Annotated in this window: 12 protein-coding genes; 8 read left to right on the top strand and 4 right to left on the bottom strand. The window is 70.2% G+C overall.

Going from position 1 to position 13,981, the window contains the following annotated elements:
* Nucleotide 1: 1 nt before the first annotated feature.
* On the top strand, nucleotides 2–802 hold the full coding sequence (locus ABGB17_RS27940) for an amino acid ABC transporter ATP-binding protein (RefSeq protein WP_347634747.1): 801 nt from the start codon (nucleotides 2–4) through the stop codon (nucleotides 800–802).
* 160 nt (nucleotides 803–962) lie between these two features.
* Here ABGB17_RS27940 and ABGB17_RS27935 read toward each other — a convergent pair whose 3' ends face one another.
* Nucleotides 963–1,382 carry a PaaI family thioesterase gene (locus tag ABGB17_RS27935; RefSeq protein WP_347634745.1) on the bottom strand — a complete coding sequence of 140 codons (420 nt, stop codon included), beginning with the start codon at nucleotides 1,380–1,382 and terminating at the stop codon, nucleotides 963–965.
* A gap of 68 nt (nucleotides 1,383–1,450) precedes the next feature.
* On the opposite strand from ABGB17_RS27935, the gene polA reads away from it, so the two are divergent.
* The 7 genes from polA (at nucleotide 1,451) to uvrB (ending at nucleotide 11,713) form a co-directional block, all read left to right on the top strand.
* Nucleotides 1,451–4,153 (top strand): DNA polymerase I, encoded by a 2,703-nt coding sequence (gene polA / locus ABGB17_RS27930; protein ID WP_347634743.1) that lies wholly within the window; start codon nucleotides 1,451–1,453, stop codon nucleotides 4,151–4,153.
* A 178-nt stretch (nucleotides 4,154–4,331) separates the two neighbouring features.
* Nucleotides 4,332–5,438, top strand: a complete 1,107-nt coding sequence (locus tag ABGB17_RS27925) for a polysaccharide deacetylase family protein (protein WP_347634741.1) — start codon at nucleotides 4,332–4,334, stop codon at nucleotides 5,436–5,438.
* Between the two features lie 222 nt (nucleotides 5,439–5,660).
* Nucleotides 5,661–7,133 (top strand): 30S ribosomal protein S1, encoded by a 1,473-nt coding sequence (gene rpsA, locus ABGB17_RS27920; RefSeq protein ID WP_347634739.1) that lies wholly within the window; start codon nucleotides 5,661–5,663, stop codon nucleotides 7,131–7,133.
* Between the two features lie 167 nt (nucleotides 7,134–7,300).
* Nucleotides 7,301–7,792, top strand: coding sequence for a GNAT family N-acetyltransferase (locus ABGB17_RS27915; protein ID WP_347634737.1), 492 nt, complete (start codon nucleotides 7,301–7,303; stop codon nucleotides 7,790–7,792).
* A complete protein-coding gene (gene coaE / locus ABGB17_RS27910; protein ID WP_347634735.1) occupies nucleotides 7,785–8,387 on the top strand; it encodes a dephospho-CoA kinase in 603 nt (200 codons plus the stop codon). Before ABGB17_RS27915 ends, coaE begins: the two co-directional genes overlap by 8 nt.
* A 5-nt stretch (nucleotides 8,388–8,392) precedes the next feature.
* Nucleotides 8,393–9,565: an SLC13 family permease gene (locus tag ABGB17_RS27905; protein ID WP_347634733.1), complete on the top strand. Its 1,173-nt coding sequence runs from the start codon at nucleotides 8,393–8,395 to the stop codon at nucleotides 9,563–9,565.
* A gap of 39 nt (nucleotides 9,566–9,604) precedes the next feature.
* The gene (uvrB, locus tag ABGB17_RS27900; protein WP_347634731.1) at nucleotides 9,605–11,713 is read left to right on the top strand and encodes an excinuclease ABC subunit UvrB; all 2,109 of its coding nucleotides are present in this window, start codon (nucleotides 9,605–9,607) and stop codon (nucleotides 11,711–11,713) included.
* Between the two features lie 59 nt (nucleotides 11,714–11,772).
* Here the strand turns inward: uvrB and ABGB17_RS27895 are convergent, their stop codons facing one another.
* The 3 genes from ABGB17_RS27895 to ABGB17_RS27885 form a co-directional block, all read right to left on the bottom strand.
* Nucleotides 11,773–12,357: a Uma2 family endonuclease gene (locus ABGB17_RS27895; protein WP_347634729.1), complete on the bottom strand. Its 585-nt coding sequence runs from the start codon at nucleotides 12,355–12,357 to the stop codon at nucleotides 11,773–11,775.
* A gap of 87 nt (nucleotides 12,358–12,444) precedes the next feature.
* Entirely contained in the window at nucleotides 12,445–13,050 is a 606-nt protein-coding gene (locus tag ABGB17_RS27890; RefSeq protein WP_347634727.1) for a DUF4126 domain-containing protein, read from the bottom strand.
* A 212-nt stretch (nucleotides 13,051–13,262) separates the two neighbouring features.
* Complete coding sequence (locus ABGB17_RS27885) at nucleotides 13,263–13,940, bottom strand: DapH/DapD/GlmU-related protein (RefSeq protein ID WP_347634725.1); 678 nt, start codon at nucleotides 13,938–13,940, stop codon at nucleotides 13,263–13,265.
* Between the last annotated feature and the right edge of the window lie 41 nt (nucleotides 13,941–13,981).

Raw genomic sequence — 13,981 nt, 5'->3', positions numbered from 1 at the left:
GATGAGCCACGCGGTCGAGATCAGAGACCTGCACAAGTCCTTCGGCGCCCTGGAGGTGCTCAAGGGCGTCGACTTCACCGTGGACGAGGGCCAGGTCGTCTGCGTGATCGGACCCTCCGGCTCGGGCAAGTCGACGCTGCTGCGGTGCGTCAACCTGCTGGAGCAGCCCACCAAGGGCACCGTGATCGTCGGCGGCGTCGAGCTGACCGACCCCGACGTCGACCTCGACGCGGCACGGCGCGGGCTCGGCATGGTGTTCCAGTCGTTCAACCTGTTCCCGCACATGACGGTGCTGCAGAACGTCATGATCGCTCAGCGGCGGGTGCTGCGCCGCGGGAAGGCCGAGGCCGAGCGCGTCGCGCGGGCGAACCTGGAGAAGGTGGGCGTCGCCGCCAAGTGCGACGACTTCCCCTCGCAGTTGTCCGGCGGCCAGCAGCAGCGGGTGGCCATCGCCCGGGCGCTCGCCATGGACCCCCGCCTGATGCTGTTCGACGAGCCCACCTCGGCGCTCGACCCGGAGCTTGTGGGCGACGTGCTGGCCGTCATGCGGGCGCTCGCCGACGACGGCATGACCATGCTGGTGGTCACCCACGAGATGAGCTTCGCCCGCGAGGTGGCCGACCGGGTGGTGTTCATGGACGGCGGCGTCATCGTCGAGGAGGGCCCGCCGGAGCAGGTGATCGGGCGGCCGCAGCACACCCGCACCCGGTCGTTCCTCAGCCGGGTGCTCGACCCCGGGCACGTCGGCGGGGAGACGCCCGGACCGGGGGCGCCGGGCGAGGCGCCCGGCGCGACCGGCTAGCCGTAGGGAGCCCGTGGGTGACTTTGGGGCCATGTATGGCTTCCCCGGCCGCACACGTTGTCTACTCGACCACCCACGGGCCCTGGCGTCACAACGCTAGCGATCCTTGTGGCTCCTGTGCAAAGAGAGTCACAAAAGCCGGACCGAATTAATTTAAATATCACGGACTGTCACGGAGCATGCAGGTGAGCCGGGCGGTGCAGACCCGCCGTCCGTCGTCGTCGGTGATCTGGATGTCGTACGTGGCGAGGCTGCGCCCCCCGTGCACCAGGGTCGCCACCCCCGTGACGTGACCCGAGCCGGCCGACCGGTGGTGGGTGGCGCTGATCTCGATGCCCATCGCGACGCGCCCCGGCCCCGCGTGCGTCATGGCCCCCATGGAGCCGATCGTCTCGGCCAGCACGCAGGAGGCCCCGCCGTGCAGGAGGCCGATCGGCTGGGTGTTGCCCGCGACGGGCATCCGCGCCACCACGCGCTGGGCGCTGATCTCGGTGATCTCGATGCCCATCGTGTCCGCGAGCGGCCCGAGGTGCCGTCCCGCCCGGATCTCGCCCTCGTCCAGGTCCTCGGGGTTCGTCATGGTCAAGAGGGTGCCTCCAGTGCGCAACAGGGAGCCGTTCTGTCGTACCAGGAGACTAGGCTGCACGTGTGCCGAAGACGGATCCGACCCCCGCCCGACCCTGTCTGCTCCTGCTGGACGGGCACTCGCTCGCGTACCGCGCGTTCTACGCCCTCAAGGACGCCAACCTCACCACGACCGACGGCCAGCACACCGAGGCGGTGTACGGCTTCACCTCGATGCTGATCAACGTCCTGCGTGACGAGAAGCCGACCCACGTGGCGGTGTGCTTCGACCGGTCCGAGCCCACCTTCCGGCACGAGGCGTACGACCAGTACAAGGCCAACCGCCAGGAGACCCCCGACGACTTCCGCGGCCAGGTCAGCCTGATCTTCGAGGTGCTCGACGCGCTGCGCGTCCCCCACCTGTCGCTGGCCGGGTACGAGGCCGACGACCTCATCGCGACGCTCGCCCACCGGGCCGCCGAGCAGGACATGAACGTCCTCATCGTCACCGGCGACCGCGACGCGCTGCAGCTCGTCAACGACCGCATCACCCTGCTCATGACCCGCCGCGGCATCAGCGACATGACGCGCTTCGACCCCGCGGCCGTCGTCGACAAGTACGCCCTGACCCCCGAGCAGTACCCCGACTTCGCCGCGCTGCGCGGCGACCCCAGCGACAACCTGCCGAGCATCCCGGGCGTGGGCGAGAAGACCGCCGCCAAGTGGGTCAAGGAGTACGGCTCGCTCGCCGCCCTGGTCGACCGGGTCGACGAGGTCAAGGGCAAGGTCGGCGACAAGCTGCGCGAGCACCTCGGCCAGGTCGTGCACAACCGCCAGCTCACCGAGCTGCGCCGCGACGTGCCGCTGGACGTCGAGGTGGACGGCCTCACCATGGGCAAGTGGGACCGCGACGAGATCCACAAGCTGTTCGACACGCTGCAGTTCCGCGTGCTGCGCGACCGGCTGTACCAGAGCATCGGCACCGCCGAGCCCGAGGCGGAAGAGGGCTTCGCCGTCGAGGTCACCACGCTCGGGCCCGGCCAGGTGGGCGACTGGCTGGCCAAGGTGCCGGGCGGGCGGGCCGGGCTCGCCGTCAAGGGCGTCTCCGGCAGCGGCACCGGCCGCCTGGACAACCTCGCGATCGCCGTCCCCGGTGCCGAGAGGCAGCCGGCCCGCGCCGCGTACATCGACCTCACCGCCCTCACGCCCGACGACGAGAGCGCGCTCGGCGCGTGGCTGGCCGACGAGAGCGCCCCGAAGGCCCTCCACGACGCCAAGGGGCCGCTGCTGGCCCTGTGGGCGTACGGGCTCGACCTGCGCGGGCTCACGTGCGACACGGCGCTCGCGGCGTACCTCGCGATGCCGGGGCAGCGGTCCTTCCCGCTGGACGACCTCGCGCTGCGCTACCTGCACCGCGAGCTGCGCGCCGAGGCCGACAACGGCGGGCAGGCCGCCCTGTTCGACGACCCCGAGGACAACGCGGCCGAGGAGCTCGCCGTCCGGGCCGACGCCGTGCGCGAGCTCGCGGACGCCCTGGAGGCCCATCTGGGGCCCCGCGGCGGCAGCAGGCTGATGCAGGAGGTGGAGCTGCCGCTGGTGCGGGTGCTGGCCGAGCTGGAGCGCGCCGGCATCGCCGCCGACCGCGACTACTTCATGGGGCTGGAGGCCGAGTTCGGCGCGGCGGTCAAGCAGGCCGTCGAGGAGGCCCACCGCGTGGTGGGGGAGCAGTTCAACCTCGGCTCGCCCAAGCAGTTGCAGGAGATCCTGTTCGTCAAGCTCGGGCTGCCGAAGACCAAGCGCATCAAGACCGGTTACACCACCGACGCCGACGCGCTGGCCCAGCTCGCCACCCAGACCGACAACGAGCTGCCCACCATCCTGCTGCGCCACCGCGACCAGACCCGGCTGAAGGTCACCGTCGAGGGCCTGATCAAGGAGATCGGGGACGACCGGCGCATCCACACCACGTTCAACCAGATCATCGCGGCCACCGGCCGGTTGTCGTCGGAGAAGCCCAACCTGCAGAACATCCCGATCCGCACCGCCGAGGGGCGGCGCATCCGGCAGGGCTTCGTGGTCGGCGAGGGGTACGAATGCCTGCTCACCGCCGACTACAGCCAGATCGAGCTGCGCATCATGGCCCACCTGTCGCGGGACGCCTCGCTGATCGCCGCGTTCGAGTCCGGCCACGACTTCCACAAGGCCACCGCGGCCCGGGTGTTCGACCTCCCGCCCGAGCAGGTCGACAGCGAGCTGCGCGCCCGCATCAAGGCCATGAACTACGGCCTGGCCTACGGCCTGTCCGACTTCGGCCTGTCCGGCCAGCTCAACATCCCCGTGGCCGAGGCCCGCGCCCTCAAGGAGGAGTACTTCGAGGAGTTCGGCGGCGTCCGCGACTACCTGGCCGCCATCGTCGCCCAGGCCCGCCACGACGGCTACACCGAGACCATCCTCGGCCGCCGCCGCTACCTGCCCGACCTGACGAGCGACAACCGCCAGCGCCGCGAGATGGCCGAGCGCATGGCGCTCAACGCCCCCATCCAGGGCTCGGCCGCCGACATCATCAAGGTCGCCATGCTCCACGTCAGCAAGGCCATGAAGGACGCGGACCTTCGCTCACGCATGCTCCTCCAGGTCCACGACGAGCTCGTCTTCGAGGTGGCCCCCGGCGAGCTGGACGCGCTGCGCACCCTGGTGACCGACCAGATGTGCGCCGCCTACCCCCTGAGCGTCCCCCTGTCCGTCTCCACCGGCACCGGCGGCACCTGGGAGACCGCCGGCCACTGACCCCCGTCCCGCGCGCCGTGAGAGCCGTCCAGGCCTCCGGCGCGCTTTTCGCTTTTCTGGGGTTATGAGTTCGCGGGCAAATTTCGGCACATGATGGACGTGTACGCTGGCGCAGCTCGGGGCAGCGGAGGCCGTCCTGGGAGAAGATCGACTTGAGGAGAGCTTTCAGGGAGCATCTGTGCGGAGCGCACCCGGACTTACGCACGTCATCGGGATCATCAACGTCGCTGTGATGGTGGTCGCCGTCGTGGCGTTGCTCGTACTGCCCTTCGGGGAGCCGGCCGGGGAGCCGGCCGGGGAGGTGCCGGTGCGCCCGCGCGGCGGGAGCGCGGGGGAACGGGGGCCGGTGGCGCCACGGGGGGACGGGGCGCCGGGGGTGCGGGCCACCCCGGAGTGGGCGCGGGAGATCGGGGCCAACGAGATGGGCCTCGTGCCGGTGATCATGTATCACCGGATCCTCCGCAAGCGGGTCGCCGGCATCGATCGCACGCCCGGTCAGCTGCGTGCCGAGCTGGAGCGGCTGGCCCGGGCCGGGTACGTGCCGGTCACGGCCGCGGAGTTCGCCACGGGGAGGATCGACATCCCGGCGGGCACCCACCCGGTGGTGCTGACGTTCGACGACGGCAACCCCAGTCACTTCGCGCTCGGCGCCGACGGGCTGCCGCTGCCGGACACGGCGGTGCGGATCCTCCTGGAGGTGGCGCAGCGGTACCCGGGGTTCCGGCCGGTGGCGACGTTCTGGGTGAACCACGACCCGTTCGGCTTCCGGGACCGGGAACGCCAGCGGGCCGCGGTGCGGTGGCTGACGGAGCGCGGCTTCGAGGTCGCCAACCACACCTACGGGCACCCGGACCTGCGGCGCCTGTCCAAGAAGAAGGTCAGCGAGGTGATCGTCCGCCAGCAGCGCCTGCTGGAGCGCCTCGGCGCCCCGCCGTCGGAGACGTTCGCCCTGCCCTACGGCAGCAGGCCCAAGAAGCGCTCGCTGGCGCACGACGGCTCCTGGGACGGCACCAAGTACCACTTCGACGCCGTTTTCCTGGCCGGTGCCGAGCCGTCGGTTTCGCCCTACGCGAAGAGCTTCGACCGCTACAACATCCCGCGCATCCAGTCCAATGGCAAAAATGGTGAATGCCGTAAATGGTGCTCCCAGCACTGGCTAGAGTGGCTTGACGAGCACCCACGTGAGCGCTACACATCAGACGGCGACCCCGCCCACATATCCATGCCGCAACGATTTCGCGGTAAGATCTTGGCAAAGCTGCGCCGGTTGACCGTCGTGTACTGAGGGCTTGCGACGGTTGTGCTGGTGGGCGCCGGATTGACCGGGCCCCACGTGCTTGCATATGCTGATCGCTGCGCTGTGGGCCTGCGTGCGCCTCGGACGGAGCGGGCTCGCGCTCGGTCATGTCGACCATGGGTCACGCTGACCATCCTCGGCTTGAGCGACAGACGGCCTGCCGCGCGCCCGCCACATCGACTTCTGTCCGCGTTCGGAGCAATTCCACACATGACGAGCAGCACTGAGGCCACCTCGAACACCCCGCAGGTAGCGGTCAACGACATCGGTTCCGAGGAGGCCTTCCTCGCCGCGATCGACGAGACCATCAAGTACTTCAACGACGGCGACATCGTCGAAGGCACCGTCGTCAAGGTCGATCGAGACGAGGTCTTGCTCGACATCGGCTACAAGACCGAGGGCGTCATCCCCTCGCGCGAGCTCTCGATCAAGCACGATGTCGACCCGGCCGAGGTCGTCGAGGTCGGAGAGCACGTCGAGGCGCTTGTCCTTCAGAAGGAGGACAAGGAAGGCCGTCTCATCCTGTCCAAGAAGCGCGCCCAGTACGAGCGCGCCTGGGGCACGATCGAGAAGATCAAGGACGAGGACGGCATCGTCACCGGCACGGTCATCGAGGTCGTCAAGGGCGGCCTGATCCTCGACATCGGCCTTCGCGGCTTCCTGCCCGCGTCGCTGGTCGAGATGCGCCGCGTGCGCGACCTGCAGCCGTATGTCGGCCGCGAGCTCGAGGCGAAGATCATCGAGCTGGACAAGAACCGCAACAACGTGGTCCTGTCCCGCCGCGCCTGGCTCGAGCAGACCCAGTCCGAGGTGCGCCAGACGTTCCTCAACACCCTGCAGAAGGGTCAGGTCCGCAAGGGCGTCGTGTCGTCGATCGTCAACTTCGGCGCGTTCGTCGACCTCGGTGGGGTCGACGGCCTGGTGCACGTCTCCGAGCTGTCCTGGAAGCACATCGACCACCCCTCCGAGGTCGTCGAGGTCGGCCAGGAGGTCACCGTCGAGGTGCTCGACGTGGACATGGAGCGCGAGCGGGTCTCCCTGTCGCTCAAGGCGACGCAGGAGGACCCCTGGCAGCAGTTCGCCCGCACCCACCAGATCGGCCAGGTCGTCCCCGGGCGCGTCACCAAGCTGGTGCCGTTCGGTGCGTTCGTCCGGGTCGAGGAGGGCATCGAGGGCCTGGTGCACATCTCCGAGCTGGCCGAGCGCCACGTCGAGATCCCCGAGCAGGTCGTCCAGGTCGGCGACGAGATCTTCGTCAAGATCATCGACATCGACCTCGACCGCCGGCGCATCTCGCTGTCGCTGAAGCAGGCCAACGAGGGTGCCATCGGCGCCGACGTCGAGTTCGACCCCACGCTGTACGGCATGGCGGCCAACTACGACGAGCAGGGCAACTACATCTACCCCGACGGCTTCGACCCCGAGACCGGGGAGTGGCTCGAGGGTTACGAGAAGCAGCGCGAGGAGTGGGAGCGGCAGTACGCCGAGGCCCAGACCCGCTTCGAGGCCCACAAGTCGCAGGTCGAGAAGGCCCGCGCCGAGGAGGCCCAGGCCGCGGCTCCGTCGTCGTACACGGGCGAGACCCCGCCGTCGTCCACCGGTTCCGCCCCCACGGGTGGCGCCCTGGCGTCGGACGAGGCGCTCGCCGCCCTGCGGGAGAAGCTGGCCGGCGGCCAGAGCTGACCCGCGACACCGTTCCACCGGCGAGGACCCCGCGAAAGCGGGGTCCTCGACCCGTTTCCGGCCCCTGACTCCCGTCCCCCTGGTCCGCCCTCGCAGACGTCCACTTGCCCTGTGCGCGCGGGTTCCGCCGTCCGCCCGGGTGGGGCCGGTGCCCTACAGTGGGGCGCGTGACGCGGATCGAGCGGGCCCGCCCCGAGGACGCCGGAGAGCTGCTGACCGTCCAGCGGGCCGCCTATGTCGCCGAGGCCCAGTTGTACGGCGATCCGTTCATACCGCCGCTCGTGGAGTCGCTTGAGGGCATGCGGGAGGCCGTGCGGACCGCCGTGGTGCTGAAGGCGCTGGACGGCGGGCGGGTCGTCGGCACGGTGCGCGGGCGGCTCAGCGGCACGACCGGCGTGATCGGGCGCCTCGCGGTGGTGCCCGACCTGCAGGGCCGGGGCGTCGGCACCGCTCTGCTCCAGGCGATCGAGGCCGAGCTGACCCCGCCCGCCGAGGCGTTCGACCTGTTCACCGGCCATCTGTCCGAGGACAACCTCCGGCTGTACCGCCGCCTCGGGTACCACGAGACCCGCCGCGAGCGCCTCCACCCCCACCTCACCCTCATCCATCTCCGCAAGCCCGTGCCCACGGCCACGGGCTACGCTTCCGTGCATGCTTAAGGTTGGGCTGACCGGCGGGATCGGGTCGGGCAAGAGCGAGGTCTCCAGGCGGCTCGGCGCACTCGGCGCCGTCGTCATCGACGCCGACAAGATCGCCCGCGAGGTGGTGGAGCCCGGCACCGGCGGCCTGGCGGAGATCGTCGAGACGTTCGGCTCCGGCGTGCTGCGTCCCGACGGCACGCTGGACCGCGAGAAGCTCGGCCGCGTCGTCTTCAGCGACTCCGGGCAACTGGCTCGTCTCAACGCCATCGTCCACCCCCGGGTCGGCGAGCGCGTCGCCGAGCTGCAGCGCCAGGCCCCCGAGGACGCGATCGTGGTGTACGACGTCCCCCTGCTCGCCGAGAACGGCCTGGCTCCGATGTACGACGTCGTGATCGTCGTCGACGCCCCCGACGACGTCCGCCTGTCCCGCCTCACCACCCGCCGCGGCATGTCCGAGGACGACGCACTCGCCCGCATCAAGGCCCAGGCCACCCGCGAGGACCGCCTCAAGGTCGCCGACATCGTCATCCCCAACGACGGCTCCCTGGACGACCTCGACGCCCGCGCCCGCGAGGTGTGGCAGGACCTGATGGCCCGCCGCGGCGGCCGCTGAGCCCGATGCGCCGGCTCGACCTCGTGCGGCTCGCGGTGCTGACCGTGGGACTGCTGTGCGTGGTCACGGGGGTGCTGCCCTGGCCGGAGGCGGTGGCGGACGTCGGCCGGGTGGGGCCGCTGCTGGTGTTCCTGGCCGCGGTGATCGTCTTCGCCGGACTGGTCAAGGAGGCGGACGTCTTCGACGTGCTCGCCGCCCGGCTCGCCATCGCCGGGCGGGGCAGGTACTGGGCCCTGTTCGCGCTGTGCGTGGCGTTCGCCGCGCTCATCACGATGCTCCTGAACCTCGACACCACCGCCGTGCTGCTGACCCCCGTGCTGCTGGTGCTGGCGTCCCGGACGGACATCCCCGCCCTGCCGCTCGCGATGACCACGATCTGGCCGGCCAACACCGCCAGCCTGCTGCTGCCGGTGTCCAACCTCACCAACCTGCTGGCCGAGGGCAGGCTGAACCTGTCCACCCACGGGTTCGCCGCCCGCATGTGGGCGCCCCAGGCCGCGGCCCTGGCGGTGACCGCGTCGCTGCTGTGGGTCTTCTTCTGGCGGCGCGGCGCACGGGGCGCGCGGGGCGGTTACCGGCCCCCGCCGCCCGCGCCGGTGCGCGACCGGGTGCTGTTCCGTGCGGCGGCCGTGGTGTGCGCGCTCTTCGTGGCGGCCGTCCTGGCGGGCGCCCCCATCGCCGAGGTGGCCGTGGCGTCCGCGGCGGCGCTGGTCGCGGTGTTCGCCTGGCGCGACCGGGCGAAGCTCACCTGGGCCCTGGTGCCCTGGTGGCTCCTCGTCTTCGTCGCCGGGCTGTTCCTCGTGATCCCCGCCCTCAGCCGGTACGGCCTGGACGACCTGACCCGCGCCCTCGCCGGCGACGGCGGCTACCGCACGGCCGCGGCGGGCGCCGGGCTGGCGAACGTCGTGAACAACCTGCCCGCCTACTACGCCGGGGAGCGGGTCGTGCCGCCGGGCACCCCGGACGCGCTGCCGGCGCTGCTGATCGGCGTCAACGTGGGTTCGGTGGTCACGCCGTGGGCGTCGGTGGCCACGCTGCTGTGGTTCGAAACGTGCCGCCGCCACGGCGTGGGGGTGCCGATGGCCAGGTTCGTGCTCACCGGGGCCTGCCTGGCGGTCACCGGCGTCGCCGCCGCCGTCGCGGCCCTGTCGCTGACCGCGGGGCCGCCGGGGCCGTGACGGCGGAATTGTCGGTGGGGCAGCGTAGGTTATGGAGACGTGAGGCCGGTAACCGATTTGCAGCGCAGGGTGGCGCCCTTCGAGGTCGTCACCGAGATGACCCCTTCCGGCGACCAGCCGACGGCGATCGCCGAGCTGGAGCGCCGCGTCAAGGCGGGCGACAAGGACAGTGTCCTGCTGGGTGCCACCGGCACCGGCAAGACCGCCACGGTTGCGTGGCTCATCGAGCGGCTGCAGCGGCCCGCCCTGGTGATGCAGCCCAACAAGACCCTCGCCGCCCAGTTCGCCAACGAGCTACGCGAGATGCTCCCCAACAACGCCGTCGAGTACTTCGTGTCGTACTACGACTACTACCAGCCCGAGGCGTACGTCCCGCAGACCGACACCTACATCGAGAAGGACTCCTCGATCAACGACGAGGTGGACCGCCTGCGTCACTCGGCCACCAACTCGCTGCTCACCCGCCGCGACACCGTCGTGGTCGCGTCGGTGTCGTGCATCTACGGCCTCGGCACCCCGCAGGAGTACGTCGACCGCATGCTCCGGCTCAAGGTCGGCCAGGAGATCGAACGTGACCGGCTGCTGCGCCGCCTGGTGGACATGCAGTACACCCGCAACGACCTCGCCTTCACCCGGGGCACGTTCCGGGTGCGCGGCGACACCATCGAGATCATCCCGCAGTACGAAGAGCTGGCCGTGCGCATCGAGATGTTCGGCGACGAGATCGAGAAGCTCGCCACCCTGCACCCGCTCACCGGCGAGGTGATCACCGAGGACGAGGAGATCTACGTCTTCCCCGCGTCCCACTACGTCGCCGGCCCCGAGCGCATGGAGCGGGCGATCCGCGACATCGAGGCCGAGCTGGCCGAATCACTGGCCACCATGGAGAAGCAGGGCAAGCTGCTGGAGGCCCAGCGGCTGCGCATGCGCACCACCTACGACATCGAGATGATGCGCCAGGTCGGCTCCTGCTCCGGCATCGAGAACTATTCGCGCCACATCGACGGCCGCGCCGCGGGCACCGCCCCCAACACCCTGCTCGACTACTTCCCCGAGGACTTCCTGCTGGTGCTGGACGAGTCCCACCAGACCGTCCCGCAGATCGGCGCCATGTACGAGGGCGACGCCTCCCGCAAGCGGGTGCTGGTCGAGCACGGCTTCCGCCTGCCGTCCGCCATGGACAACCGCCCGCTGAAGTGGGAGGAGTTCCTGGAGCGCATCGGCCAGACGGTCTACCTGTCGGCGACCCCCGGCTCCTACGAGCTCGGCCGCAGCGGCGGCGACGTCGTGGAGCAGGTGATCCGCCCGACCGGCCTGGTCGACCCCGAGGTGGTCGTCAAGCCCACCAAGGGCCAGATCGACGACCTGGTGCACGAGATCCGCGAGCGGGCCGACCGTGACGAGCGCGTCCTCGTCACCACCCTCACCAAGAAGATGTCCGAGGACCTCACCGACTACCTCCTGGAGCTCGGCATCCGCGTGCGCTACCTCCACAGCGAGGTCGACACCCTGCGCCGCATCGAGCTCCTCCGCGAGCTGCGCCTGGGCGAGTTCGACGTCCTCGTCGGCATCAACCTGCTCCGCGAGGGCCTGGACCTCCCCGAGGTCTCCCTGGTCTCCATCCTGGACGCCGACAAGGAGGGCTTCCTCCGCAGCGAGACCTCCCTCATCCAGACCATCGGCCGCGCCGCCCGCAACGTCTCCGGCCAGGTCCACATGTACGCCGACCGCGTCACCCCGAGCATGGAACGCGCGATCGACGAGACCAACCGCCGCCGCGCCAAGCAGATCGCCTACAACCAGGCCAACGGCATCGACCCCCAGCCCCTGCGCAAGAAGATCGCCGACATCCTCGACACCCTGGCGAGGGAGGACGCCGACACCGACCGCCTCCTCGGCGCCGGCCGGCAGCAGAGCCGAGGCAAGGCCCCCGTCCCCGGCTACGCCTCCCGCCAGACCGGCCAGCACGCCAAGGCCATCGCCGGCGAGATGCCCCGCGCCCAACTGGAGTCCCTGATCCAGTCCCTGACCGACCAGATGCACCAGGCCGCCACCGACCTCCAGTTCGAGGTCGCGGCCCGCCTGCGAGACGAGATCAAGGACCTCAAACGCGAACTCCGCGACATGCGCGAAGCCGGCGTCCATTGAAGTAGGTGCGGCCCTATGTGCGTGTCGCGGAAGGTGGCTTCATGTCATGAGCTGGGTCGTCAAGAAAATCGGTGGAGGTCCAGGTCGATGTCCACATCGAAACCGATGTGGGTGCGGAGGCGACCTCGGTGGATTCCCGTAGGGACGTACGCTTTCACCGCGGGGTCGAGTTCGTACGTGTATGCCACGGGGTGGTCGTCTTCAAGCTCCAGGCGCCAGAGGAACTTGATACCGGCGTTGGAGTACTTGATGGGTTTGGCGGTGCGATCCCGTTCCATGGACTCGGGGGAGACGACCTCGACCACCAAGTGGACCTCGTCCGGCCTGTAGGACGTCCGGGACATGTCGCGTAGCGCTTCTCTGCTGATCACGAGAACGTCAGGCTCAGGGCGTTGCCGGAGACCGAGGGTGATGGCCATCTCCTGGATGACCGCAAGGTGCTCTGGAGGGCGTATCCCCTGCTGTGAGTCTCGTAGAAGCCCGATCATGAGGGCGTGGAACTGAGTCTGGGGGGACATCATGATTAGGGTGCCGTCTATCAATTCGACACGCCTCGGCGCGTCAGGCGGAAGATGGTCCAACATGTCTGCGGTCCATCCGCCCTTTGGGCCGGGGTAGAACCACTCAGGGAGCGCCGTCGTCATCCTGGTGATCTCCTTCCTGTCGCCCGGATGTCACGCGTCATCGTCATTGTGCCACGTTCCGTGACTGTAGTGTGACGCTTTCGCTCCTCATGATGAGGGGTGCGGGAGTCGTTGCGCGCGGGCGGTCCGGTGGGCTTTGCGGCGGCGGATCAGCCACCAGGCGGGGAGGGCCAGTGCGGCCAGGGCGGCGATCACCAGGAGGGGGAAGAAGATCGCTACCAGGCTGAGGCCCAGGGAGCCGGCGTCTTCTGCGGTGCTGACCACGGGAGCGCCCACACCGGCGGTGGTGGCGTTGACCACGGGGCGGGCCGTGGACTTCATCAGGTGGACGATCAGGGCGACGCCTATGCCCAGGGTCCAGCTCGCCCAGGGGTGCTGGGTCATCCAGGTGGAGTTGTCGAGCTGGGAGGCGGCCTGGGTGGCGCTGAAGACGACGCCGCCGGCGGCGGGGCGGACGGCGGTCTGGATCATGTCGTTGACGTGGTCCACGATGGGGACCTTGTCGAGGATCACCTCGGCGGCGAGGAGGACGGCGATGATGGCGAGGACCCAGCCGTCGGAGAGCCAGGCGTAGCCGTCGGGGAGCTTCACCGTGTCGGTGAGGTTGGCGGCGAGGCCGACCACCAGCAACGGGATGTAGGCGTTCAGGCCCGCCGCGGTGGACAGGCCGAGGCCGGTCAGGGCCGCCAGCATCGGATGCTCTCATCTCCTTCGTGTGTCGTCTCGCCGGGAAGAACGAAGGAGGGGGCGGCGGGCGTTCCCCTGGGGGCCGTAGAGGGGCCGTAGGGGGCGGTACGGGCGCTGAGGGGCTGTTCAGGGGCCAGGGCTTCCCGCAAGCGAGGACGGCGTCCAGGGGGCCGGGTGCGCCCTCAGGGGGGCACACGGTTCCGGGGGCGGAGCGGCCTTCAGGGGGCGGGGGTGAGGGGGCCGCCGTCCAGGGCCGGGGCCGGGTCGAGGGAGGTGTCGAGTTCGCCGGTCAGGGAGGTGCCCAGAGTGGGGGAGTGCCAGCCTTGTTCGGGGGAGTAGCGGCGGACGACGCGGGCGGGGACGCCGGCGATGACGCAGTGGTCGGGGAAGTGGCCGCGGACCACGGCGCCGCCGGCGACCACGGACTGGCGGCCCACGTGGGTGCCGGGGAGGATGATCGCCCCGGTGCCGAGCCAGGAGCCGGGGCCGATGGTGACGGGGTTGTTGCGGGGCCACTGGCGGCCGATGGGGGTGTCGGGGTCGTCGTACACGTGGTTCTGGTCGGTGATGTAGACGTACGGGCCGGTGAAGACGTCGTCGCCGATGTCGATGGAGTGGTGGCCCACGATGTGGCTGCCGCGCCCGATGGAGCAGCGGGCGCCGATCCTGACCAGGGAGTCGGGGCCGAGGTCCACCCCGGGACCCATGCCCGCCGAGATGGACACCCGTTCCCCGACCAGCGTGTGCTCGCCGATCTCGATCCACGCCTCGCCGAAGATCGCGCCCTGGGGGAACGACAGGCAGGCCCCTTCGCCGAGCCGCCGGAACCGGTACCCCGCGGGCGAACGGGGGGTGATCGCGCCGGCCGTCCGGGCGACGGACCACGCACGGTGCACCAGAGCGCCAGTGAACCGGCGTATTACCTCACGGGGTGACA

This window comes from Sphaerisporangium sp. B11E5, assembly GCF_039871875.1.
Lineage (GTDB): Bacteria > Actinomycetota > Actinomycetes > Streptosporangiales > Streptosporangiaceae > Sphaerisporangium.
Note: the sequence above shows the minus strand (reverse complement) of the source record. Positions and strands in the feature narration are given on the sequence as shown.